Here is a 24,622-nt window from a genome sequence, read left to right as displayed (position 1 = left end):
AATGACCAATCACCAATCAGCAGAACAACTGTTAGAACTAGCCACCAAAGCAGGTGCAGAAGCTGCTGAGGTATTGGAATCGCAATCGCTCTCACGGCCGGTCTTTTTTGAAGCAAACCGCCTCAAACAGCTAGAAACCGCCCAAGCAGAAGGCATTGCCCTGCGGCTGTGGCGGGATGGGCGGCCAGGTTTGGCGGTGGCCTACGGGCCGGTGGAACTGCAAATTTTGGTGGACAGGGCGATCGCACTTTCGCAACTCAACGAACCGGAAACCATCGAACTAGGCACCGGTGAGAAAGTTGTCTATCCCGATCTCGGAGTGTCAGTGTCGGCCGAACAGCTAGTAAACTGGGGCAAAGAGGCGATCGCGATCGTCCGCGAAGCCTATCCAGAAAGCCTCTGCACCGCCGAACTCGACTGCGAAATCGAAAGCACTCGCTTGGTGAATACCAAAGGTTTGGATTCGAGTCACACCGACACCACCCTCAGCGGTTACTTATCAGCAGAATTAGTGCGGGGCGAAGATTTCCTCAACATTTGGGAAGGCGAAACCGAACGCGGCACCCTCGACTTAAACACCAGCGCCAAGCGGGTTTTGCAGCGTTTGGAATGGGCAAAAGACAATGTAGCCCCCGCTACGGGTCGCGTGCCGGTGCTATTTACAGCCAAAGCCGCCGACTTGCTGTGGGGGACTGTCTGTGCCGCGCTGAACGGCAAACAGGTACTCGAAGGCGCTTCGCCTTGGAACGATCGATTAGGCCAACAAGTGACATCGCCGCTTGTCACCCTCTCGCAGCAGCCGGATATCGGGCCCTATAGCTGTCCCTTTGACGACGAAGGTACTCCCACTCGGGCGATCGTCTTTATCAACAGCGGAGTGTTACAGCTATTTTATACCGATCGTACCACCGGTCGAGCCTTGGGCAGTGGCACCACTGGTAACGGATTTCGCCCGGGTTTGGGCAGCTATCCGACGCCGAGTTTGTTCAATATTTTGATTAAGCCAGGTTCGCTTTCGCTAATCGATTTAATCGCTAAATTAGACGACGGAATTGTAGTCGATCAAATGCTTGGCGGCAGTGCTGGAATTTCGGGCGATTTTTCTATTAACGTCGATCTCGGCTACCGAGTCAAAAAAGGTCAAATAGTCGGCAGAATCAAAGACACAATGGTAGCTGGCAACGTCTACAGCGTCCTCAAACAATTAGTAGAATTGGGAGGAGACCCTGAGTGGAACGGTTCTTGCCACACACCGTCTCTAATTGTAGAGGGATTGTCCGTCATCGGTAAGAATTAAAGTCAGTTGGCAGTTGGCAGTTGGCAGTTGTTAGTTGGCAGTTGTTAGTAGTCAGTTGTCATCAATCATCAGTTAACAGTCAACAGTCAACAGTCAACAGTCAACAGTCAACAATTCCCAATTCCCACACATAATATGCGTATTTGTTTTATCGGCGATTCTTTTGTAAACGGTACTTGCGATCCCAAATGTCTCGGTTGGACAGGACGGATTTGCGCTGCCGCTTGCGGACAAGGACACGATATTACTTACTACAATTTAGGAATAAGGGGAGAAAACAGTGCCGATATAGAAACTCGCTGGTTCAGCGAAGTTTCTTGCCGCTTACCTCACTACGACGACGGCAGAATAGTATTTTCCTTTGGCGTCAACGACACTTACCTAGAAAACGAAAAAATTCGCATAGAAGTTGAAAAATCCATTGAAAATGCTCGCTCTATTCTCACGTCAGCCAAAGAAATATTTCCAGTATTAATGGTAGGGCCGCCGCCAGTTATTGATGCCGATCGCACAAGCCGGATTGCCAACTTATCCGAACAGTTTTCTCAAGTTTGCAGCGAGTTAAACGTGCCTTATCTAGATGTTTGCACCCCGCTGCAAAAATCGGAAATTTGGCAAAAAGAACTTACCGAAAACGATGGCTCCCATCCAGGCGCCGCCGGTTACGCTGAATTGGCTAAAATAGTTCACAATTGGGACGGTTGGAAAGCTTGGTTTAAAAATATCAATATATCAGATCAAGAGACAGTCACGCTGTTCCGAGCCGTCGGCAAAAAAGAAATGGAACTGATTAAAGAAAGCGATTTTATGGCATTTCCGCCACGCTTATCTTTTCAGCCTACTTTTTATCCCGTACTTCACAAAGCCTATGCGATACAAATCGCGAGAGATTGGAATACAAGAGATGCAGCATCGGGATATTTCGGCTATGTCACGCGCTTTCGGGTGGCGGCAGAATTCTTAAAAAAATATCCGGTTCAAAATGTGGGCAGTTCGATTCACCAAGAATATTGGATTCCGGCAGAAGAATTGGCTCAATTTAATCAAAACATTGTGGGGAAAATTGAAATTTTTGCGGAATATCAACCCTAAACTAAGAGAGAACTGTGCTAGAATTTAATCAATTTTAAGTAATGAGTTTTGACTGCTATAGCAGTTCTCAAAAAAGTGAGGTATGCCCTATGCCCTATGCCCTATGCCCTATGCCAATGAGTACCTCATCTTTCTGAGAAATGCTATATGACACTCTGATAGATTGGGAAAGGGGAATACTGCTAGTCTTGAGACAATTGCTGTCAATCGATTTGAGATTTGAGATTTGAGATTTGAGATTGACCCCACGGATAAATGCTCTTTCTTGAGGATTTTCGATTTTCGATTTTGGATTGATTCCACGGATAAATCACGTGGCGGGTACCACCTTTGAAATTCTTGGTCAAGTCGCGAGATAGATTTGGGTAAATCCCAGACACGAAAAAAGATGATTTGGGGCAACACTGCCGGCGAGCGGCCAGCCTGATTTAGAAGTGCCGGATTTGAAAACACTGGTGGAGGCTATAAGGTAAAAAAATCGCAGATTGATATCAAATCCGGTAGCATCAGAATTACAGCAGATTTCAGGTAAGTATCGAAGGATTTTTTGCTAAAGTGCGATCGAGCAGACAATTCTCAGGCCATCTACGCTATTTATGCCGTACATAACTATCCCTAAACAATTTAGGGAACCTTCCAGGGTCATCAAATCTCAACTTTTTTTACGGCCTAAACGCCTAGCCATTTTTGAAGCTTGTCTGATCGGCTTGGTTGCCGGACTGGCTGGTGTTTTGCTAAAGTCGGGAGTCGGATGGCTAGGCAGTTGGCGAGTTGCTTCCTCGACAGTAATTCCAGCTTGGATATTACTGCCCGCCGTCGGTTTATGCGGCGGGTTGCTGACAGGTTTCTTGGTTGAGCGTTTTGCTCCCGAAACTGCCGGCAGCGGCATTCCTCACGTCAAAGCTGCTCTCGGCGGAGTCAATCTTTCCTTAGATTTGCGAGTAGCTGTCGCCAAACTTCTGACCACTATTTTAGCAGTTGGTTCCGGTTTAACTTTAGGAAGGCAAGGCCCGACTGTGCAAATTGGAGCATCTTTGGCCGGCTGGATAGGTCACTTGATGCCCACTTCCCCAGACTACCGCCGACAATTGATTGCTTGCGGTGCTGCTGCAGGATTGGCTGCTGGTTTCAATGCTCCCATTGCAGGAGTTTTGTTTGTAGTTGAAGAACTGCTGCACGACGTTTCGGGGTTGACTTTAGGGACTGCAATTATCGCTTCATTTATCGGTGCAGTTGTCTCGCAGCTTTTGGGCGGCGATAGTTTAAGTTTGAACCTTCGCGCGTACCAAACCAGTTTTGATGCTCAGGAAATCCCGTTTTACATACTATTAGGAGTTTTAGCGGGATTGCTGGGAGCTTTGTTCACCAAAGGGATTATGGCTAGCTTGCAATTTAACAGGCGATCGCTCAAATTAGCTTTGCCCGCGCGAATGGCTCTAGCTGGCTTAACCTGCGGTTCAGTAATAGGTTTTCTTCCAGAAACTTTCCGCAACAATACGGGTTTGCGGGAGTTTTTGCTGACTGGTGAAGCAAGCGGCATAACGAGTTTAATTGCTTTTATAGCTCACTTTTTTCTGACAATTATTTCCTCGGCTTCTGGAGCTCCGGGAGGATTGTTTTCCCCTGCGCTAGTTCTCGGTTCTGCACTCGGTCACATGGTGGGCATTGTCCAGGCAGATTCCCTGGGCATCGGTTTGCCGGTAACTTACGCTTTGGCAGGAATGGGAGCGTTTTTTTGCGCGGTTTCTAGGGCGCCAATTACTGCGGTAGTAATTGTGTTTGAAATTACGGCAGATTTCAAATTAGTGCTGCCTTTGATGATCTGTTCTGTAGTTGCTTATTTGGTCGCGGAAAAGGTGGACAGTGGCTCTTTGTACGATCGCCTTTTGGAGTTTAACGGCATTCAACTGAAAAAGGCAAAAGCTGCCAGCAATACTTTGAGCGACTTGCACGCAGATGACGTGATGCAGCGCCGAGTTGAAACTCTTTCGAGTCTGCTGACTTTCGATGAAGTGATGCAGGCATTTTCGCGATCGCACCACCGAGGATTTCCAGTAGTTGAAGATGGCAAATTAGTCGGAATTGTCAGTCAAACCGACTTGGCAAATGCCAGCGAGCGCAATTTTTCAGGAGACTCGCTGCTCAAAGAATTTATGACTGTACAGCCGATCGCAGTCAAAGCAAGCGATACTTTAAGCGAGGTATTGTACAGGCTCAACAACTACAATATCAGCCGCTTGCCAGTCGTAGAAGGCCGGCGTTTGGTGGGAATTATTACCCGCAGCGACATTATCCGAGTTGAATCCGATCGCCTCAGCGGAGAAGCAACCCAGGGCCCGCATCCAGAACCTTCTTATATTGTCTATCAAACCAGGGCTCCGCAAGTCGGAAATGGCCGGTTATTAGTGCCGCTTTCCAACCCCCAAACAGCACCCGCTTTGCTGCGGCTGGCTGCGGCGATCGCGCGCGATCGCAATTACGAATTAGAATGCCTGCAAATCATCATAGTACCGCGCAACAGTTCCCCTTCTGAAAGCGCAGTGCGGACAACCAAAAGCCGCCGCCTGCTGCAACAAGCCGAGCGAATTGTTCGCAATTGGAACTTGCCGGTACACACCCAAATACGGGTAGCTCATGACGTGCCTAACGCGATTTTGGAGACAATTAAGGAGGGCCATATCGATTTAATTTTGATGGGCTGGCAAGGCGAATTTTCCACAAAAGGACGCATTTTTGGCGATGTTGTCGATACCGTAATTCGGCAAGCCGGCTGCGAAGTTATTTTGGTGAAGTGGAGCGAAAAACTATTAGCAACACGCCAGAAAAATGAGTTTTCCGCCACTTTCAGCGGGCAGAAATATGCGTCTATAGAATGGGAGTTAAATCCCGAAAAACTTGACGGCGCAGATAATCCCGCATTGGCGAGATCCTCAGATTCATCAGCGACTACAGAGACTGAACTTTCTTCGCCAAATTCAGACATTCCAGGGCCAGAATTGGGACTGCACACGCTGATGGGTTTGCACCGCTGGTTGGTACCTATTCGCGGCAGTTACAAGCAAGCTGCCGCTTTGCGGCTGCTACCGGCTTTGGTGGCTGCGAGTGCTGTACCGGAGATTAAATTGTGTCAGGTTCATCAGCCTTCTGTTGCAGAACCAGATCGGGGAGAATTAAAGCAAGCGGCGGAGTTTATCAAGCGCCGGGTTAGCTGTTCGATAATAGCGACTTCGGTTTGCGCTAAATCGGTTTCTGATGCTTTAATTGATTTGGCTCAGAACGATCAGTGCGATGCGATCGTCCTGGGAGCGAGCCGGGAAGGACTGCTGAAACAGGTGATTCACGGGAATATCCCGGAAGCTGTGGCGCGCGGGTGCGACTGTACAGTCATTTTAGTGCGATCGGCCTCCTAGCAAATTCATACCTGGATATACGAATGATAACGTACCGGCTTTCTCCGATGGAATGCTGAGGATCGGGAAAAGTTACAGATATCGGGTCATTAAATATGGTTGTGGCTTCTTGAAAGGAAACACCCTGCTTCTCAACATTTAGTGTCGCTTTGTCTGGATTCCATTCAAATTCCATAAATAACTCTCCATGCCTTTTTCCGCTTGTGCTTCACAACCGCTAAATTCTCGCTTTCCTTTTATTTTTAACACTCAATTGCTTAGTAAGCGAGGTATAATAATGCAAAGCAAAAAGCAGATTAATTCCAAAAAACACCAAAGTTAATACAAAGGTAAAAAAAGACGTAAACGACAGCCTGGAAGTCATCGTAAATATCGCCAAAATGATTGAGCAAAGCCCAAAACCGGAAGCAAAAGAACTTAAAAGCAGCAACCGCACCTTAGACATAGTTTAATTTAAAGATTATCAGTAAAATGCATTCTTGGCAGCTACAGAGGAGTGCCAAATGATACTTATTACTATATAGCGGAATTGCTCAGTTCCGCCAAGGGCAAAACGACTGCTTTCCTAAAAAGGTTTGAATTATACAGAAAAATACAGCCCGCGCTCCTGTAAACTCCTGTTGGTCAACTTAATATCAATCAAAGTAATTCCCCAGCCTCCGCGAGCATTCCACCTTTCGCCGTACAGTCACCGCAGCCGCAATCCCGCTGACAGCAAAGTATTTGCTTCCAAAACCGCGCTTTCCCTGGGATTCCAAACATTGCCAAAATCCACAAACGCCGTCACCTGCAAAACTCCTTGTTTGTCGTCGGTGCGCTTGCATCGGATACCGCAACTCGACTGAATCAAAAATCCCGCTATCGGCAAGCATTGCATCCTGACGGTAGCCCCGCAATGTGTCTGAGCCTCTTATACCGAATTGTTCGATCGGCAAAAGCTCTGCCCCAGCCAATGCCAAATCCGATCGCACCACCAGCAGCGTCTCAGGAGCCAACAAACGCACATAATGCAATTGACCCTGCCAGTGCAAAAATTGACTCTCAGGGCTGCTGCTGCTCACCGTAGCACCAAATGCTGCCACTCCCTGACAGAAATGCGATCGCGCCGCCAAGACATCTCTCTCCCATTTGAGTAAAATCCTGAAACCGCCTCAGCACCACAACCGGATTTCTACCCGAATTATCTGCTTCCGGCGACAGGGGAAAATCCTTTCCCAGCCAAGATGTATCGCTTTCTCGACTGCGAGTACCGATACCGATCGCGATTTCTCTTCTCGGATTTTGCACGATCGGCTCGCGGTAAGTCAACTGCCAACTACTTCAAATCGATCGACTTTTATCCTACCCGGAATCTTAGCAATTCTGCAGGCTGTGCCGGCGCGGGAACAGCAGGCGGCAAAAGCTGTTCCGCTGAAAGCAAGGGCGCTGGCGGCGCGGGTTACGGGAGGGGAGCCGGATTTGGCCGTCGCGGGTTGGGAATAGGAAATTCGTGTCTGTTTTCTCCTCGATTCGGCAATTGAGGGAGAGTTTCTGCTGCCTCAGTTTGGGTCAATTGATCGATCTCCGGGATGCTATTTTCTTGCTCTTGATTGCCTCTATCTAATTCTGAACCTGAGTATAAATCACGAAGCCGATCGCGATCGTCTCCTATTTCTTGATTTAGTTTGAATTGAGATAGTAAATTATCCTGCAAAATGGGCGATTGCACCCATGAGTCGGTAGCAAGCATCGACTCGCTAACACTTAGAGCTGATAGCAGTGCGGGGCAAATAGCTGCAATTGAAAAACCAAGTGCTAATGCCTTGAAAAACTTGATTTTACAAAAGCCTCTAGAAAATTGCACGGGCATGACAGATTAGCAATATTTGATAGTTATTTACACTTACGATCGGGCGCGGCCGACGCAATTGCAAGGAATAAAATTACTCTATCACTTTTTACAGAGTTAATTCCTTAAGTCAATATAAAGATAGTTGACAGCACTCCTCTTTTGTGTACTAAATAATTACTGAAAAAACTCTGACCACGAATTTCAAAGGTGGTACCCGCCACGTGATTTATCCGTGGAATCAATCCAAAATCTAAAATCGAAAATCCTCAAGCCCCCGGATTTATCCGTGGGGTCGCCTCTAAAATCTAAAATCTAAAATCTAAAATCGATTGACCTCCCAAGCTAGCCATCTTGCAAGGAATAAAATTACCCTATCACTTTATATTGACTTAAGGAATTAAGTCAATATAAAGATAGTTGACAAAACTCATGTTTTGTGAATTCAAAAATAACTAAAAAAACTCCGACCTCCCAAGCTAGCCCTGTAGGTCGGCGGAGCATTCTATCAAACCTGCGATCTCAGAAATAGGTAAATTTTGATAGAGATTACTACATTTTATTGAGCTGCGATCGCAATTCTTCCAACTCAGCGTCAATCACCGGGCTCGACTCCGAGCTACTGGCTGCTGCCGTTTTACCCGCTGCCGGCAATTGACCTTGAGACACAGATCCCCCGGTCAGTTGAGCTTTCATCTGAGCCAACTCATCGTCAACGTCACCGCCGCTTTCGAGCAAGCGGAACTGTTCCTCTAAATTGCTGCCGCCGGCGGCCAGTTCTGCCGAAGCTCCCGCGCGAGCTTCAATTTGCAAAACTTTTTCTTCCATGCGATCGAAAGCTGCCATTGAACTGCCAGTATTCAATGTGCCAATGGTATTGTTGAGCTGTTCCTGAGCCTTGGCAGCGGATATCCTCGCCTTGAGCATATCCTTCTTAGTCTTAGCTTCGGAAATTTTGCTCTCCAAACCGATCAAATTGCGCTTGAGACTTTCCACCTGAGCCGATTGCTGATCCAGGCTGGCTTTCAGCGTAGCCGCCGTTTCCGCGTGAGACTTTTTGCGAACTAGCGCTTCCCTGGCCAAAGTCTCGTCTCCTTTTTGCAGGGCTAGCTGAGCGCGCTGCTGCCACTGGTTAGACTGAGATTCAGCTTGATTGTACTGAGTCTGGGTACGCTTTTGAGTGGCGATCGCGCTGGCAACGGCCTGACGCAACTGCACCAAGTCTTCCTGCATATCCGTAACAGACTGTTCTAAAATCTTTTCGGGGTCTTCAGCTTTGTTGACCAGATCGTTAAGATTGGCTTTGACGACTCGGCTAATGCGGTCAAATAATCCCATAATGCTATTTTTCCTGGGTGAGGTGTACGAAGTAGGCGGAAAGCAGGCTTGATAGCCTTAGCCCGCAGTTGTGAAATTCACTCTTGTCAGATTTTTAGTGCGATTTAGTTTTTGGCAATTTTTGCAGACAGATAAATCCAGTTTAAAGCGATCGAGTAATGTGATGCAGGCAAGCTTATTCATGCACATATCTATTGAGTTTAACTTCGATCCGGGAATTCCCCAACAGGCTTCGAGCCATCTCTAGCTAGGCTGTTGAGAAGTTTTTGCTCGTCCCGACTCTTGTTCTGTTGCCTGGGGTTCAGGATGCGGGCGGCTCGCTCGACGGCAATTTGGGTGTATTGTTGCCCGGAAGCATTTGTGCTTTCATCGCCGCCAACTCGTTATCCACATCGTCGGCACCTTCGAGAGAGAGAAACTTCTTTTCTAAATCATTAGTTCCGAGTTCTGCAATTGCTTCGGAGCGAGCTTCTAGCTGCATGACTTTCTCTTCCATCCGTTCAAAGGCGCTCAAAGTGCTGCCGGTACTGAGATTGCCCATCATTTCTTGAAGCCTTTCCGACGATGCGGCCGATCGAGCTCGGGCAATGTACATATCTTTTTTAGATTTTGCCTCGGAAATTTTACTTTCGAGCGCCCGCATATTTTCTTTAAGTTTAGTCACAACAGCGTTCTGTTGTCCGAGACTGGCTTTCATCGCCGTTGCCGTTTCTTGATAAGATTTCTTGCGCGTCAGAGCTTCCCGCGCCAAATTTTCCTCGCCTTTTTGCAAAGCTAGCTGCGCCCGCTGATGCCATTCTGCTGCTGTAGACTCAGCTTGGGAACACTGGCGTTCAGTGCGTTTTTGAGCTGCAATCGCTCCTGCCACAGCTTGTCTGAGCTGCACTAAATCTTCCTGCATATCCATTACAGCCTGTTCCAGAATTTTTTCTGGGTCTTCGGCAGCCCCGACCAAACTGTTAATATTGGCTCGAATCACTCGCCATAGGCGATCGAATAATCCCATTTTGCCCGTCTCCCGATTTTATTAAATTTTAGATTTAGGACTAGGAATTGACAATTACAAAACCAATTTTGTGTTAGACAAAACATTCCTCATTGTCTAGCTTTGTCTAACAGTTTAGTTAAAGTTTTTCACCCTTTAACTAATTTATGGTTGATAGTATTGTGGCTTCATTCCTTTTTCTTGGAGTTCTTTCGCCAAACGTTCTGCTGAGGCAGCATCGCTCAAAGCCCCCATTTGGATCTTGACACCCTTTGAGAAGTTTCGCACGTAGGCATCGGGAACTACGGTTCTGGCTTGCTGCAGCGATTTTTCGTCGGTGTAATCGGTGACAACGTAATAGAAACCGTCGGCCGCCCGTGCAGGCCTTCCCAGCGGGGATGCGGCTGCTGGGGATGCGGCTGCTGGGGATGCGGCTGCTGGGGATGCGGCTGCTGGCTGGGCTGGGGAGGGTGTTGGAGGCAGTGTCGGCAGTGCCGGCACAGGCTGCGCGACGCTGGGGCTGGGAGTGGGAAGCAAAGCCGTACTCAGATTGTTGAGTCCTTGTTCCCTACCTCTGGGCGGGTTCCCGTCTTCTGTAGGAATCGGCACAGCCCCGCTGGGGCCAGGAGGCGCTGGCGGAGTTGGCGGGATTGATGCTTTTGGTGACGGGGAAGGAATCGGGCTGACTGTCGGCTTAACATTGCTGAGAGTGCTCAAATCTAGCTCGACAAATTCCTTGGATACCAGATTTGGTGCTTTCGGTAGTTCCTTGGTGCTGGTAGCTGAGGTGGATGTAGAGGCGGGACTGTCGCTGGGAGAGGGTGAGGTGCGATCGAGCAAACGGTTCAGGCCGGCCATCTTAACTAGATTTGACGGGTACATGACTGCGTAGCCCAAAGCTGTGCACGATAGCAAAAACAGCAGCATCGAACTCAGTCCCAAGGGAGTTAACAAACTGGCAGCTAAACTGCGTTCTACCGTAGGCTCAGCTTTTGACTCGTCCAAACTTTCGATCAGTTTTTCGCTTGATTCGAGATACTTGTTGGGTGCCAAGGCACTGCTAGATAATTTTGTGCCGCCCCTGGTAGTTGCTAACGGGGCATCGCCCTGAGTGCCGGCAAGGGATAGGGGCAGCGATAGCGGCTGCTGGGTTTCCTCCGCAGTCTCCGGCGCCAAATTTTGGGCTAGCTGTTGCTCGGTTGTGGCTGTTTGCTTGCCGGTACGAACTGAGGGCGACACCCACTGTTCGGCCCGCCGCCTGTGCCTTCTGTATGTTGTCAGTTCTGCTTCTAGGTTTACATCTAGACTCCCCAGGACTGCTTGCAAAGCAGGGTTGATTGGGGTTGAAGAGGATTGATGATTTGGGGATTCAACCGAAGAACGCTTACTCATTAGCAAAACTCCTACCGCCTCTGAATTAATTTTAATGTTTTGATTTTGACACTCCCGGGCCTAAAGGCGTCGGAATTCTTGCTTCGCAGGGATTCCAATGAATTTACCCTCGTGCCGTGCATCTTGACCGTATGCCCTACGGCTGCAAGTCCTCACTTGAGAACTACCTGTGCGGCTGCGACATCTCTGTCGGTTGTATAGCCGCAATTGTGACACGAGTGAGATCCTTGTGATAACTCTTTTTTGCCTGTTTGGTTAAGGCAATTGGGACAGATTTGGCTAGTCTTTTTAGCATCTACTTTCTGGAAATACACACCGCGCTTAAAGCAAGTTTGCTCCAATATGTTGAAGAATTTCCCAAACCCAGCATCTAAGCAGTGTTTACTTAACATCCCCGCTTTCTGTCCGACCAGATTAAGGTCTTCGACAAACACCATACCCGCGTCATCACAGATTTGATGTGACAACTTGCGATGCCAATCTTTTCGGCAGTTTGCCACGTACTCATGCAGCAAAGCGACTTTTTTATGAGCTTTTTTCCAATTATTTGACCCGATTATTTTTCTAGTAACGCGCTGTTGCAGCAATTTAAGCTTGCGTTCTGCGTCAGCAAAAAACTTCGTTCTTTTAATTAAAAGCCCGTTAGAAGTTGCAATCAAATTAGTCAACCCTAAATCAATTCCTACGGGATTGCCGTGAGGAATGATATCGGGAATTGAGGCATCCGATTGCAAAGTCAACATTATATACCAGCCACTAGACCGTCTAACGACGCGAGCTTGTTTGACGATTGCGCCCTGGGGGATGGGACGCGACTGACAAAATTTTATCGAGCCAATTACAGGCAATTTAAAGCGGTTGCCTTGATGGAAAGTTGCACCCAACTGTGGGAAACTCAAATACCTCAAAGCCCCCTGTTTTTTCAACCGAGGAAACCCGTGATTTTGCTCCCACATACTGACGAAAGCTTTTTCCAATCTCCGCAGCGTTTGTTGCAACACCTGAGCGTTGAATCGCTGCAATGCGGGGCTGGTCTTCCTGTATGCCGTTAAAGCCTTGCACTGACTTGAATATGTCGGTCTAGGCACCTCAGCAGGAATAATATAGTCGGAGCCAATGGAGCAAGAGTTGATCTGACATTTGCGTGAGTTGTACCAGTCTTTGCGTTCTCGTAGGGCATAGTTGTACACCTTGCGGCACTGTTATAGCCAATCTTCAAAAACTGCTATTTGTGTCGCTGTGGGCTTCAACTTAAATTCAAACGTCAAATTAAACACTTGCTTCACATCCTGGACTTAGTATACAGCAAGTCTACAAATCGTCTAAGGATTTCTTAGGACCAATTAAAGTCGCCCGCTTATGGGCGAGGCTCTCACCCCAAAATTTTGGTAGATATAAACAATAAGCTTGAAAACTTGCCTATTTTATGATTAGCTACTTTTGGCGTCAATGCAACAGGGGCCGGAGATCCTGCTGTCGATCGCCCGCAGCTATTTTTCATTTTCATTCGCACACTTAATTGTTGCTGTTTCCTGGAGGCTGCTTACCGACACTCTCAGCCAATTTTTGTATTCTCGGCTACCGCTTATTTGTAAGCTCTCATACTCGTTGGGCATTTGTACTTTTTCTTGATCCCTAACGGCTTTATAAACTTTTAACCTTTGTTTTTACCTATACAATGAGCAAGCACCGAGCTAATTGTTTCTATATATAACGAGATTATAAATAAATTATAAAATTTAATTATGCTTCGGGGATCGCTACAACCCAGACAGCATAAAGGTTGGGATGCTCTAAAACCTGCTAGCTCTACAAAGGAGAATTAGAGATGAAAATGATTTCCCTAAGAACTTTTATGCAAACCTCATTAACTTCACCTTTAACTTCAGCTTGTGGTCACTGCCGTCACTATACCCCTGAAGGCAGACGCGGGGGTGTTTGCGCTTTACTAGGCGGGCCGGTTCAAAGTCACTGGAAAGCTTGTTCTTTAGCGGTTTCGCCTTTTAAATCATCTTGGGAAAACATAGAAGAAATTGGAATGTGGCAAGAATCGACTCTGACGCTGCAGGATGCCGCCGTCACTCTTTCCGAGCGCAATGCCTGCCAGCTTACAGGCACAACGTTAACCGAAAAATCGGCAGCAGCAGTCTCGGTCTAGTTCGTCGGCGGCCCTGCTGCTCATACCATTTTCGATTTTCGATTGGGAAATCACTGATCATTATCATGGTTGGGATCTGACAAAGCAGTTTCATTCTTTTTGGGAACTGGTATCAAGAGTCACACTTTTGGACGATCGGGTGCATAGGGCTTTAGTAACTCCGAAAAATCAGCAGCATCTACTTTAATATGAGCGAACAAAAAAACTGATTTATCCATCCAGCTATGGCAGCCAAGGATATTGACTAAAATCAGGTTGCCGTTTTTCTAAAAAGGCTTGTTTGCCTTCGGCGCCTTCCTGCGTCATATAGTACAGCAAAGTGGCATTTCCCGCCAGTTCTTGCAAACCGGCTTGACCGTCGCAGTCGGCATTAAAAGCGGATTTCAGACAGCGAATCGCGATCGGACTTTTTTCGAGAATTTCCGTAGCCCACTGAATCCCTTCTAGTTCTAGTTGTTCGACGGGTACGACGCAGTTGACTAAACCCATTTCTAGGGCTTGCTGCGCGCTGTACTGGCGGCACAAAAACCAAATTTCTCTGGCTTTTTTCTGGCCGACGACTCTGGCGAGATAGCTAGCTCCGAAACCACCGTCGAAACTGCCGACTTTGGGGCCGGTCTGTCCGAAAATAGCATTGTCAGCAGCGATCGTCAAGTCGCAAATTAAGTGCAGAACGTGACCGCCTCCAATTGCGTAGCCTGCCACTAAAGCAATTACAACTTTGGGCATAGAGCGAATCAACTTCTGCAAGTCGAGCACGTTCAACCGGGGTATGCCACCTTCGTCTACATATCCCGCCGAACCGCGCACGCTTTGGTCGCCGCCGGCGCAAAAGGCGTATTTGCCGTCTGTATGAGGCCCCGCACCGGTGAAAAGGACAACGCCGATTTTTGTGTCTTCGCGGGCATCAGTAAAGGCATCGCACAGTTCCTGCACGGTTTTGGGACGGAAAGCGTTCCGTTTGTGAGGTCGATTGATGGTAATTTTGGCGGTGCCGCCGCTTTTGTGATAGAGAATGTCTTCGTAGGTTTTGGCGGTTTGCCATTCAATTTGCATAATCAATCAATTTTAGATTTGAGACCGAGCTGGGTCTATCAAGACAGCGACAAGTCGCTTTTAGATTTTAGAGGGATTCGGTCCAATGGGATATAAGGGTCGATCGACTCTTGCCCAAAAAATAAAGCGGGACTTAGGCAGAAACCAGGTTTTTCACCAACATACGCCGTGCAGCGCTCTGGGTAGAGGTTAAACAACCCGGTTTTTGAGGGTAAGAGCGCCCAATTCCCATCTCAATTGGAAACAGCGTCAAATCCTCGAAATCCTCTGACTACTTTTACTACCCAAAAATTTATATGGGCTGGATTATTTGCGGAGTAAAATACTCAGCAAGTGCTTTGCTGCTTTGCCAAATACCGGATCGCGGGACTCGAATTCGCTGGGATCGAGTAAAGCTTGAACTTCGCTAAAAGCTTCTGAGTCGAGGGTTCCTTCTTTAGTAAATAAAGTGTCTATGACTGCAATGTGTCTGGAGTCGAGACCGAGCCGATTGGCGATCGACTGTAAGTACATTTGCTCCCGCATATCGATGTGTCCGTCTGCGGCTGACATTTCGTAGCCGGAACCGATGAGCAACAGTTTTTCTGATTCTGAGAACAAAGCTGTCAGGGTTAGCAATTCCGTGGGGTTGAAGTAAACCTGCTGTTTGGATACTCCTTTGACAAGGCGCTGAATTAGTTCTACCCGATCGCGGTCGCCGCTGGCAAAGGCTTTGAGAGTCTTTTGCAGCCGTTCTTCTTCTTCAACTGCGATCGTCCTGTCAATAATCATCACTCCGCGCAGGATGGAAATCAGAGCCGTCAGAAACACTACCAAAGGAGTGATATCTTGTTCGCGCAGCTTTTGCCGACTAATGCGGCACAACAGCTCAACAATTTCAGTGGTAATCGTAGTGGTGTCCATAATTAAAGACTCTCGATTAAGCTGTAATGTAACTTTAATTTATTGATCTTAAGTTTTTCTGTTACTTAGGCATGACGTGAATTGTAAAGCTGAGCCGTTGTCTATTAGTGATACTACTTATTTTATTCACAAACGCTGGATGACTAGGGCTGTGGAATTGGCGCAAGCAGCCGGTGATGCTGGTGAAGTACCCGTTGGTGCTGCCATTGTTGACGGTAGTGGCAAATTGATTGCCGAAGCGCAAAATCGGCGAGAGCGAGATTGCGATCCGACTGCTCACGCTGAAATTTTGGCTTTGCGGGCTGCAGGCAAAGTTTTGCAAGACTGGCATCTTAACCAATGCACGCTCTATGTAACGCTGGAACCTTGCCCGATGTGCGCTGGTGCGATCGTCCAAGCTCGGATTGGTCTGCTGGTATACGGAGCAGATGACCCAAAAACTGGGACGATTCGGACTGCGGCTAATATTCCCGATAGCGCGCATTCGTGTCACCGCTTAGAGGTGCTCGGCGGTATTATGGAGTCTGTTTGCCGCGATCAGTTGCTTTCGTGGTTTGAAGGGCGGCGGAAAAATTAACAGGTAAAATTTTTTACTTTCTTCGGGGCGATGTTTAATCGAAATTGACCGAAAGCATCCAGGATACAAGCCCCCGGATTCATCGATCCAGAAATAAAAAACCTGTATCCGATGAAACTTGCGCCCCGAATTTATCCGTGCGGTCAATGCTTCAATTCTAAAATCTCAAATCTCAAATCTAAAATCTAAAATGGATTGACCCTTTAACTGGAATAATAGATCCGTAATTCCCCGCTCAAGCTTTCGAGGCGGCCGACTGCTCTGCATTAGTGCTGTCCGGTTGGTTGAGGTTTTACCTGTTGGAGATTATCTCTTGCGGGCGCGATCGCTCGATCGGCACAAGGCCAATAGCAAAAGTGTCCCGATCTAAAAACTAAAGATTTGGCCAACACCTTACTTTAGACTTTAGATATCGATCAAGCAGCTTAATTGCTATGCCCCACACCGCCACGATCGCCGTTGAGTCCAGTAAATCATCTCTAGTGAAGCCAATGCCTGCCAAGGTAGCATCTAATACCTCTCGCGTTTCTCCTTGGTTAACCTCCTTGCTCTATCCGCTAGGTCACTATGTTGTCCTACCGTTTCATTTTGGCAAGATTGAGGTAACCGGACAGGAGCACTTGCCGAAAGACGGGCCTGTCATCTTAGCCCCAACGCACCGCTCCCGGTGGGATGCCCTGATGATGCCCTATTCAACGGGACAGAAGGTGACTGGACGCGATTTGCGGTTTATGGTAACTGCTGATGAGGTCAAAGGACTGCAAGGTTGGTTCATCAGACATTTGGGGGGGTTTGCTGTGGATCTCAAGCATCCGGCAATTGGCAGTCTCCGTTATGGGGTGGAACTACTCCTTGACAAGGAAATGTTGGTGATTTTTCCCGAAGGCGGTATTTTTCAGGATGGCGAAGTTCATCCGATTAAGCCGGGATTGGCGCGTTTGGCAATTCAAGCAGAATTGAGCAAACCAGGTTTGGGAGTGAAAATTGTACCGATGAGTATCCGCTATCGCCCACGAATTCCTCAATGGGGTGCTCAGGTAAAAATTGCGATCGGTTCTCCGATTTCCGTGGCGGATTATGCCAATGGTGGCGGTGGTAAAAAAGAAGCACGATTGTTGACAGCCGATCTCGAAATGGCTCTTAAAAAGCTTGATGAAAGTTGAGAAGAAGAAAGTTCGGCAACGGATTGTGTAACGGATGTAACGGATTTCAGGAAGAATGAAGTTCGGCAACGGATTCTGTAACGGATGTAACGGATTTCAGAAAGAAGGAAGAAGGAATTATGATATAATTTTTTCTGGTGCTGTAGAGAGATGCAGCACTTATTTTGCTGGTTTGTTATGTCTGTATTAAGTGTGAGCATTAATGGATTGTGCTTTGAACTTTAAGCCGGGTCAAATTGTCAGTTTAGAATGTGGAGATGCGTGCCTGCATTCAGAGGTGATCCAAGTGGTTGAGGCACGTCAAATTTGTTGGGTGCGCCCTTTAATGTTAGTTGTATTACTGTCAGGCAAGGATTTATCGCCGCAATGGTCGGAAGAATACACTTTATCCGACTTGCGGGATGGTGCTGATTTGCTTTGGCCGCTGAGCTTGTTTCGGGCGGCTTTAGATACTGAGGTAATTTCGCTGTTGACTCAGTTGCAGTCTCTGGACTCTGAAAAAAAGGATGGTGCGATCGCATCTCGGCAACTTAGAGATTTTGTCGATCGAGTTTGGGAAGCTTTTCCCAGTGCTTTTCATTAAGCAGATATCAACTGTTGACTGTTGACTGTTGACTAATGACTAATGACTGTTGATTCGATTTTACAATTCCGATGCTAGCGGAGTTGATATGATACCCTCTTGATTTTTTAGTCGGCGCAGGCAAACTTCGTTTGACTAGAAGCGATTGAACTCGCCGACTGTTGGCAGACTCTTATACTAAAATACAGCGTGTGAAAGCTCTTCGGGGTTGAGATTATTGTGAATAACTTGACCGTCGCGGAACCAGACAACGCGGCGAGTTTGGCGCGCTACTTCCGGTTCGTGCGTTACCATAACAACAGTCATGCCGCTTTCGTTGAATTCTGTAAAAATATCCATTACTTCTTGAGTAGTTTTTGTATCCAATGCACCTGTAGGTTCATCAGCCAGCAACAACACGGGACGGTTGACAATAGCCCTGGCAATGGCTACGCGCTGCTGCTGTCCTCCTGATAGTTGATTTGGTCTGTTTTGCAGCCGACTTTCCAGGCCTACTTTCGTTAAAGCATCTACTCCCCGTTCGCGTCTTTCTGCTGCGGGAATGCCGGCATAAACCATCGGTAACATGACATTTTCTAAGGCTGTCAATTGAGGCAACAGGTGAAATTGTTGGAAGACAAAACCTAATTTTAAATTGCGAATTCCGGCTAATTCTTCTTCCGGCATTTGGGCGACATCTACGCCGTCTAAGTAGTAACTGCCGCTCGTAGGTCGATCGAGACAGCCGATAATATTCATAGCTGTAGATTTGCCGGAACCCGATGCGCCCATAATCGAGCAATATTCTCCTTGTCTTACGGTCAAGCTGACGCCGTTTAAGGCGCGAACTTCCAGGTCGCCAATCCCGTAAACTTTTGTTACCTCTTCCAGACCGACAACAACGGGCTTTGAGAGGACTTGCGGGTCGAGGTCTTGGTATGTATCGGTTTGTAGTTCAGGCATTTTTTTTCTGTGCGATCGACACAACTAACTACTAAGCTAACACTTCCCATCGGTTTTGGCGGCGGTCGTGGCGATCGTTTGGACGCTAATTGACGAGATATAAAAAAACTAAATCTTTAACGACGTGTTTGTGAGTTGTTTGATGAGAGTCATCTGATGTTATAGCACTAGATAGTTATCTAATTTGCTTTTTCCAGCGCGGGTCAAGCCTTGATTATTGTGGGCATAAATTAGGTCGAGGATATGCTCTTTTGCTTCCTCGGAGAGTGGAAAGTTGATAATGGTGTGGGAAGTGGGGCGATTGCCAAAAAATCAACTATTTCTGCATAAGCTTTGGGGATATTAGGGGCTACAGTCATATTTTCTTTCTGCTTTTTGTGTTTTTCTCACAGCTTGTCTAATTGGGTCAACTTTTTCTGGGCAAACTGGCGGACTTTTTCATCTGGATCGTTGGCAAATCGATCGCGAAGTATTTCTAAATTTTTTGGGCGATCGGGGTATTGCTTGAGCATGATTTCAAGTGCTGTTTTCCGGGGGTTATCTTGCCATTTGTACAGGCGTTCAAAAGGATGATTGATAGCAATATCCCCCAACGCTTCAAATATCCCTGGTTCATCTTTCCACTCCCATGCTAATTCTTTAAGTGCTGAATATCGCACATCCCAATCATCATCAGATTGAGCCATTTGTTTGAGAAGAGGTAAGGTCTCCGGGTCATCCTTCCACCCCAGTCCTAATTCTTGGACTGCTGCTTTTCGTACAGCAGAATTATCATCAGATTGAGCCAGTTGTTTGAGCCAAGGTAAGGTCTCTGGGCAATTTTTCCACCCCCGTGCTAATTCTTGGACTGCTGAATATCGCACATCCGAATCATCATCAAATTGAGCCAGTTGTTTGAGGATAGGTAAGGTTTCTGGGTCATCTTTCCACCCCCGTGCTAATCTTTGGACTGCTGCTTGTCGCACAGCCGAATCATTATCATATTGAGATATTTGTTTGAGGATAGGTAAGGTTTCTGGATCGTCTTTCCACGCTTGTGCTAATTCTTCGACTGCTGCACGTCGCACATACCAATTATTATCAGATTGAGCCAGTTGTTTGAGGAAAAGTAAGGTATTTGGGTCATCTTTACACCCTTGTGCTAATTTTTGGACTGCTACATATTGCCCAGCAAAATTATCATCAGATTGAACCAGTTGTTTGAGGAAAGGTAAGGTTTCCGGGTCATTTTTCCACCCTCGTGCTAATTCTTGTACTGCTGCATATGATGTCATATACAAATCATCATCAGATTGAGCCAGTTGTTTGAGAAAAGGTAAGGTTTCCGGGTCATCTTTCCACCCCAGTGCTAATTCTCGGACTGCTGCATATGGCACATCCAAATCATCATTAGATTGAGCCAGTTGTTTGAAAAAAGATAAGGTTTTTGGGTCATCTTTCCACCCCCATGCTAATTCTTCGACTGCTGCACATCGCACATCCGAATCATCGTCAGATTGAGCCAGTTGTTTGAGCCAAGGTAAGGTTTCTGGGTCATGTTTCCACCCCCGTGCTAATTCTTGGACTGCTGCACGTCGCACATCTGAATCCTCATTAAATTGAGCCTGTTGTTTAAGCCAAGGTAAGGTTTTTGCGTCATCTTTCCAAGTGTAGGCGATCGCACTTACTGCTTGAGTGCGAATTTCAGCAACTAGCGTTCCCTCTTCTTCATCAGCCTCATAATAATAATTGAGGTCGTACTTGGTTAACTCTTTTAAGCGTTCAAGCAATTGACCCTCAACCGCAGCAATCTCTTTTCTCTCCCTTACCTCATCCAAACACTTCGCCGCCAAAAACAGATTGCTGAAGTTTTTGGCTTCCCCCTCCTGTTCAATCAAAAACTCAATTAATTTCCCGGTAAACTTTCCAGCAATCAATCCCGCAATCAAGCACAAAACTTCCTGCCAAGATTCATCATCCCAGTGCTTGCCAAAAACATCGGTTTTCAACTCCTCCAGTGAAATTTCTTGTGTCTTCTGAAACCTTTCCACCACCTCCGACGCACAGAAATATTCCAAAAAAGTTCGATGCACAAACCCATAAGTATCCGCACCCAAATAACATAAAATAAAGTTGCGAGTTCGCAGTTGGTTAATTATCAACTTTGCCCGCTCTTTCGGCCGATCGAAATCTTTATTCTTCAGATAGGCTGTGAGGGTATTATCCAAATCTTCCGCACTAATAATATTGCCAGCCAACCCTTCAGGTGCTGCTTGCATTTTGTAAGCGACTCGCCGCAGCATTTCTTGCTTATCTTTAGCATCAATAGTTTTCGGATCGAGCCTGCTATCCTCTACTAAAGACCTTTCCACATCCCATTGATAAAGCAATACCCGCGAAGCTTGATTGTAAAGTTCCGCCCTGTCTCTCGGCAATTCTTGCCCGCGATTTAAAATCGCCATAATCGTCAACAATAACGGATTACCCGCTAAATCTCGAATTGTTGATGAATACGCTAATGCTCTTTTCATGCGCTCACTAATCCGCGCTTTTTCCCCAGCATCAGTAAAAGTTAATTCGTGCCAGCGGCGAACAAAATCCTGAATTTGTTTCTCATTCAAATCTTGGAGAATAAAGTGATGAAACTCTGCATCTTGCAACCGTTGAGGTTTGTAACCAATAATCCGAGACGTGACAATCACTCGCACGCGCGGATACTCATTGGTAAACCGATGAATCGCCGTAATTACATCTTCTCGTTTGCCGGAATCGAAAATTTCATCTAACCCGTCGAACATCACCACAGCGTCGCCTGCTTTTAGCTGTTCCTGCAATTGATGCTGATTCAAGTGACAAATTGAACCCGGACTTTGATGGAAAAATTCGAGGAAATTCTTGCAATGTCCTGATTCCCCGCTGCGAATGTAAGTCCGCAATTCTATTAGCAGGGGAATCGGCTGAGATGTCACGCTATTTAAGGGCGATCGCGCCCAGTTTAATGCTAAACATTGTAACAGAGTAGACTTGCCAGAACCCGGATCGCCTAAAATAACAATGTAGGGATACTTTTGCTTGTCATTGATAACATCTAACACGGATACGATCGGCTGAGAAAAATAACCGCGCCGATATTTCTCTAAATTTTCTAGATCGATCGCCTCTAATTGATTGCTGTCTTGCAGCCGCCGTTGATGTTCTTTAGGAATTTCGTAAGCTTGGGGCAGAAATGATTCGTAAATCGATCGCACATCTTGGAAAATAAAGATTTGCCAAACCTTCAGCTTTTCGCGATAATCGTAGGTATTGGGATCGACGCTGCTTAAATTGAGATTGCTGTAACGCTCGCGCAGAGCTTCTTGATATTGCCTCAAGTCAAAATCGGGGATAATCCCCGCCGTTTCTTGAGTATTTTTCTGAATGCTATCCAGATTTTGAGCCGTCAAGATATCGCGCAACTCTTGTGAGTCAAAGAGAATTTCTTGAACTTCTGCGAGATACTGATTGGCGATCGTTTGCCACTTAAATCTTGCGGGTAAAGGAGTTAAATCTAGTTGATCCCAGGTTTGTTCGAGAAGTTCTGCATCGAGAGATTCGCGATCGCTCTCAAAAGCCTTGCCCAAAATTTCCTTAACAGACTTGTTGCTGATAAACTGTTTAACATCTTTAATATACAGCTTTCTTTCCTCTGAGGAAAGTCCGCCAATTTTCAACTGCTGTTCCACCAAGTCCAAAAACTTTTTGATCGCTTTACCCGCTGCGACTTTTCGGGGGTCTTTTTCGCCTAATAAGACGTTTTTCAGGGAATCTTTAAAAAAATCTTTAGCAAAATCCTTCGCGCCGTCTTTGATCAAGTCTTCTAAGATGGGTTGAACGAGAATGCCGACTCCTTGCGTCACTCCCCAGATCACCAGCCAATCGATCATAAAGCTAGCCCGATAATTAATTTATTATGTTGATAATATAGCAATTATCAAGGATTTATGAAATTCTAAAAACTGTAGTGTAATCTCCCGTAGTTGCCCCAATACGTTAAGGTAGTATCAGTTTTCTATCGCTGCGCTGCGATTAGCCCTGATCCCGCTTGATTGTTGCCCCCTACTACCCCTTAAAAATCGGGAATAGCATCAAAGTTGCGCTTTTTTACAGGGATTTACGGGAGTTCGACTCGGCTATAACGAGCGATCGACAATTAGCTCTTTTATTCTTGGCGGCGGCTCGAAAATAGTTACATTTTTATATGTTTCTTGTCGAGCGCTTGTGCTATACTCTAATAATGGGAGTGTGAGCATTTTTTAAATTAACGCACAGATTTCTATTATTAAATAATACCCGATTGATCGCAAAAAGTAAAGTAGTTTACCCCAAAAAAAACAAAAATTTTTTGAGATATCATTAAAAAAAGTAAAGCGTAAAATTGGTAAGTGGGCGATAAGAAGGTACAGACAATTATGACATACGACTACGACTTGTTTGTGATAGGTGCGGGTTCCGGCGGATTGGCGAGTTCCAAGCGAGCAGCATCCTACGGCGCAAAAGTGGCGATCGCCGAAAATGACTTAGTAGGCGGAACCTGCGTAATTCGCGGCTGTGTCCCCAAAAAGCTCATGGTGTACGCCTCCACATTTTCGCACCTTTATGAAGATGCGGTGGGATACGGTTGGAGTCCAGTAGAAAGCAGCTTTGATTGGGAAAAACTCATCACCACCGTAGATGCAGAAGTGCGCCGACTCAGTAAACTGCACATCAGCTTCCTCGAAAAAGCCGGAGTCGAATTAATCTCAGGATACGCCAAATTTATTGACCCCCATACCGTCGAAGTTGGTGACAAAAAATTTACCGCAGCCAAAATCTTAATAGCAGTCGGCGGAGAAGCCAGAAGAGTCCCAATTCCCGGCATCGAACACGCGATAACCTCCCGCGAAATCTTCCTGCAAAAAGAGCAGCCAAAACGATTAGCCATTTGGGGTGGCGGCTACATCGGCGTCGAATTTGCTTGCATTATGAACGGGTTGGGAAGCCAAGTAACTCAAATCATTCGCAGCGACTTAATTTTGAACGACTTCGACACAGAAATTCGCACCAACGTGCAAGAAGGAATGATTAAGCACGGAATAGACATTTTGACAGAAAGCTCGATCAACCACATAGAGAAAACCCCAGAAGGCTTAGAATTAACTTTGTCGGGGAAATCCGAAGGAACGCTAGTAGTAGACGCGCTGTTGTGCGCTACCGGGCGCTTGCCGAATTTGGAAAAATTGGCTTTAGAAAATGCGGGAGTAGAAATCGATAACTGTGCGATCGCAGTTACCAAAGATAGCCGCACCAGTCAGCCGCACATTTTTGCAGTGGGAGATTGCACCAACCGCATCAATTTAACGCCAATTGCGATCGCTGAAGGACGCGCTTTTGCCGATACTGAATTTGGTAATAACCCCAGATCAATCAGTCACGAAAATGTTGCCTCAGCAGTATTTTCCCAGCCGGAAGCGGCTACAGTCGGCTTAACAGAAAGCCAAGCCAGAGCAAAGTTTCCCGAGTCCATTAAGTGCTACACAGCCAAGTTTCGGCCGATGTTTCATTCTTTGACAGGTGCAGATGAGAAAACTTTTGTCAAGTTAATTGTTGAGACTAATACTGACAGAGTTTTGGGCGTACACATGGTTGGGAAAGACGCGGGCGAGATTATTCAAGGAATGGCGATCGCGGTTAATATGGGAGCTACGAAGAAAGACTTCGACGCGACTATTGGCATTCACCCATCTACTGCTGAAGAGTTTGTGACTCTGCGGTAAAGCCGGGGAAGCAGCCAGGGGTTTAAACCCCTGGCTAATAGCTCAAGTCTGTTAAAACTGAGATCTTGCACCATTCTCAATTAGCCATACTGCCAACCACTAACAGTGATGTCAAAACCCTGCTGAC

At 46.6% G+C, this 24,622-nt stretch carries 23 protein-coding genes; 10 read left to right on the top strand and 13 right to left on the bottom strand.

Annotated features, from left to right (window positions below; all coding sequences use genetic code 11):
• The first annotated feature begins 1 nt into the window (after window position 1).
• The 3 genes from QUA36_RS26375 (at window position 2) to QUA36_RS26365 (ending at window position 5,799) form a co-directional block, all read left to right on the top strand.
• Window positions 2-1,297 (top strand): TldD/PmbA family protein, encoded by a 1,296-nt coding sequence (locus tag QUA36_RS26375; RefSeq protein ID WP_333453757.1) that lies wholly within the window; start codon window positions 2-4, stop codon window positions 1,295-1,297.
• A gap of 135 nt (window positions 1,298-1,432) precedes the next feature.
• Complete coding sequence (locus tag QUA36_RS26370) at window positions 1,433-2,389, top strand: GDSL-type esterase/lipase family protein (RefSeq protein WP_333167728.1); 957 nt, start codon at window positions 1,433-1,435, stop codon at window positions 2,387-2,389.
• Window positions 2,390-2,985: 596 nt separating this feature from the next.
• The gene (locus QUA36_RS26365; RefSeq protein WP_333459619.1) at window positions 2,986-5,799 is read left to right on the top strand and encodes a chloride channel protein; all 2,814 of its coding nucleotides are present in this window, start codon (window positions 2,986-2,988) and stop codon (window positions 5,797-5,799) included.
• Here QUA36_RS26365 and QUA36_RS26360 read toward each other — a convergent pair.
• The 3 genes from QUA36_RS26360 to QUA36_RS26350 all read right to left on the bottom strand — a co-directional run bounded on the left by QUA36_RS26360 (window position 5,774) and on the right by QUA36_RS26350 (window position 7,086).
• Window positions 5,774-5,974: a BrnT family toxin gene (locus QUA36_RS26360; protein ID WP_333167724.1), complete on the bottom strand. Its 201-nt coding sequence runs from the start codon at window positions 5,972-5,974 to the stop codon at window positions 5,774-5,776. The genes QUA36_RS26365 and QUA36_RS26360 overlap by 26 nt on opposite strands.
• Window positions 5,975-6,434: 460 nt before the next feature.
• Entirely contained in the window at window positions 6,435-6,881 is a 447-nt protein-coding gene (locus QUA36_RS26355) for a ShlB/FhaC/HecB family hemolysin secretion/activation protein (protein ID WP_333459618.1), read from the bottom strand.
• Complete coding sequence (locus tag QUA36_RS26350; protein WP_333459617.1) at window positions 6,841-7,086, bottom strand: hypothetical protein; 246 nt, start codon at window positions 7,084-7,086, stop codon at window positions 6,841-6,843. The genes QUA36_RS26355 and QUA36_RS26350 overlap by 41 nt, the downstream gene beginning before the upstream one ends.
• Between QUA36_RS26350 and QUA36_RS26345 the strand changes: the two genes are divergently transcribed.
• Window positions 7,081-7,281, top strand: coding sequence for a hypothetical protein (locus QUA36_RS26345; protein ID WP_333459616.1), 201 nt, complete (start codon window positions 7,081-7,083; stop codon window positions 7,279-7,281). The genes QUA36_RS26350 and QUA36_RS26345 overlap by 6 nt on opposite strands.
• Here the strand turns inward: QUA36_RS26345 and QUA36_RS26340 are convergent.
• Together QUA36_RS26340 and QUA36_RS26335 are read right to left on the bottom strand one after the other, a co-directional pair.
• Window positions 7,238-7,648: a hypothetical protein gene (locus QUA36_RS26340; RefSeq protein ID WP_333370470.1), complete on the bottom strand. Its 411-nt coding sequence runs from the start codon at window positions 7,646-7,648 to the stop codon at window positions 7,238-7,240. The genes QUA36_RS26345 and QUA36_RS26340 overlap by 44 nt on opposite strands.
• Window positions 7,649-8,179: 531 nt before the next feature.
• The gene (locus QUA36_RS26335; RefSeq protein ID WP_006635936.1) at window positions 8,180-8,965 is read right to left on the bottom strand and encodes a PspA/IM30 family protein; all 786 of its coding nucleotides are present in this window, start codon (window positions 8,963-8,965) and stop codon (window positions 8,180-8,182) included.
• A gap of 70 nt (window positions 8,966-9,035) precedes the next feature.
• Between QUA36_RS26335 and QUA36_RS26330 the strand changes: the two genes are divergently transcribed.
• Complete coding sequence (locus QUA36_RS26330) at window positions 9,036-9,212, top strand: hypothetical protein (protein WP_333167716.1); 177 nt, start codon at window positions 9,036-9,038, stop codon at window positions 9,210-9,212.
• A gap of 54 nt (window positions 9,213-9,266) precedes the next feature.
• On the opposite strand, the gene QUA36_RS26325 is transcribed toward QUA36_RS26330, so the two are convergent.
• The 3 genes from QUA36_RS26325 to QUA36_RS26315 all read right to left on the bottom strand — a co-directional run bounded on the left by QUA36_RS26325 (window position 9,267) and on the right by QUA36_RS26315 (window position 12,532).
• Entirely contained in the window at window positions 9,267-9,971 is a 705-nt protein-coding gene (locus QUA36_RS26325) for a PspA/IM30 family protein (protein ID WP_333167714.1), read from the bottom strand.
• A 144-nt stretch (window positions 9,972-10,115) separates the two neighbouring features.
• Entirely contained in the window at window positions 10,116-11,342 is a 1,227-nt protein-coding gene (locus QUA36_RS26320) for an SPOR domain-containing protein (protein ID WP_333459615.1), read from the bottom strand.
• Between the two features lie 152 nt (window positions 11,343-11,494).
• Window positions 11,495-12,532 carry a transposase gene (locus QUA36_RS26315; RefSeq protein ID WP_333454215.1) on the bottom strand — a complete coding sequence of 346 codons (1,038 nt, stop codon included), beginning with the start codon at window positions 12,530-12,532 and terminating at the stop codon, window positions 11,495-11,497.
• 665 nt (window positions 12,533-13,197) lie between these two features.
• Here QUA36_RS26315 and QUA36_RS26310 point away from each other — a divergent pair.
• Window positions 13,198-13,500 (top strand): hypothetical protein, encoded by a 303-nt coding sequence (locus tag QUA36_RS26310; protein WP_333454214.1) that lies wholly within the window; start codon window positions 13,198-13,200, stop codon window positions 13,498-13,500.
• Between the two features lie 222 nt (window positions 13,501-13,722).
• Here the strand turns inward: QUA36_RS26310 and menB are convergent, their stop codons facing one another.
• Together menB and QUA36_RS26300 are read right to left on the bottom strand one after the other, a co-directional pair.
• Window positions 13,723-14,556: a 1,4-dihydroxy-2-naphthoyl-CoA synthase gene (menB, locus tag QUA36_RS26305; protein WP_333167705.1), complete on the bottom strand. Its 834-nt coding sequence runs from the start codon at window positions 14,554-14,556 to the stop codon at window positions 13,723-13,725.
• A gap of 306 nt (window positions 14,557-14,862) precedes the next feature.
• Window positions 14,863-15,459, bottom strand: a complete 597-nt coding sequence (locus QUA36_RS26300) for a TerB family tellurite resistance protein (RefSeq protein WP_333454213.1) — start codon at window positions 15,457-15,459, stop codon at window positions 14,863-14,865.
• A 76-nt stretch (window positions 15,460-15,535) separates the two neighbouring features.
• On the opposite strand from QUA36_RS26300, the gene tadA reads away from it, so the two are divergent.
• Entirely contained in the window at window positions 15,536-16,036 is a 501-nt protein-coding gene (gene tadA / locus QUA36_RS26295) for a tRNA adenosine(34) deaminase TadA (RefSeq protein WP_333459614.1), read from the top strand.
• A 266-nt stretch (window positions 16,037-16,302) separates the two neighbouring features.
• Here tadA and QUA36_RS26290 read toward each other — a convergent pair whose 3' ends face one another.
• A complete protein-coding gene (locus QUA36_RS26290; protein ID WP_333459613.1) occupies window positions 16,303-16,428 on the bottom strand; it encodes a hypothetical protein in 126 nt (41 codons plus the stop codon).
• A 42-nt stretch (window positions 16,429-16,470) separates the two neighbouring features.
• On the opposite strand from QUA36_RS26290, the gene QUA36_RS26285 reads away from it, so the two are divergent.
• Together QUA36_RS26285 and QUA36_RS26280 are read left to right on the top strand one after the other, a co-directional pair.
• A complete protein-coding gene (locus QUA36_RS26285) occupies window positions 16,471-17,199 on the top strand; it encodes a lysophospholipid acyltransferase family protein (RefSeq protein ID WP_333459612.1) in 729 nt (242 codons plus the stop codon).
• A gap of 202 nt (window positions 17,200-17,401) precedes the next feature.
• Window positions 17,402-17,782, top strand: coding sequence for a hypothetical protein (locus tag QUA36_RS26280; RefSeq protein WP_333459611.1), 381 nt, complete (start codon window positions 17,402-17,404; stop codon window positions 17,780-17,782).
• A 177-nt stretch (window positions 17,783-17,959) separates the two neighbouring features.
• Here the strand turns inward: QUA36_RS26280 and QUA36_RS26275 are convergent, their stop codons facing one another.
• Both QUA36_RS26275 and QUA36_RS26270 read right to left on the bottom strand, forming a co-directional pair.
• Window positions 17,960-18,724 carry an ABC transporter ATP-binding protein gene (locus QUA36_RS26275; protein WP_333048723.1) on the bottom strand — a complete coding sequence of 255 codons (765 nt, stop codon included), beginning with the start codon at window positions 18,722-18,724 and terminating at the stop codon, window positions 17,960-17,962.
• Between the two features lie 386 nt (window positions 18,725-19,110).
• Complete coding sequence (locus tag QUA36_RS26270) at window positions 19,111-22,626, bottom strand: HEAT repeat domain-containing protein (RefSeq protein WP_333459610.1); 3,516 nt, start codon at window positions 22,624-22,626, stop codon at window positions 19,111-19,113.
• Window positions 22,627-23,151: 525 nt separating this feature from the next.
• Here QUA36_RS26270 and gor point away from each other — a divergent pair.
• Window positions 23,152-24,495 carry a glutathione-disulfide reductase gene (gor, locus tag QUA36_RS26265; RefSeq protein ID WP_333459609.1) on the top strand — a complete coding sequence of 448 codons (1,344 nt, stop codon included), beginning with the start codon at window positions 23,152-23,154 and terminating at the stop codon, window positions 24,493-24,495.
• Window positions 24,496-24,622: the final 127 nt, after the last annotated feature.

This window comes from Microcoleus sp. Pol10D4 (assembly GCF_036701555.1).
Lineage (GTDB): Bacteria > Cyanobacteriota > Cyanobacteriia > Cyanobacteriales > Microcoleaceae > Microcoleus.
Note: the sequence above shows the minus strand (reverse complement) of the source record. Positions and strands in the feature narration are given on the sequence as shown.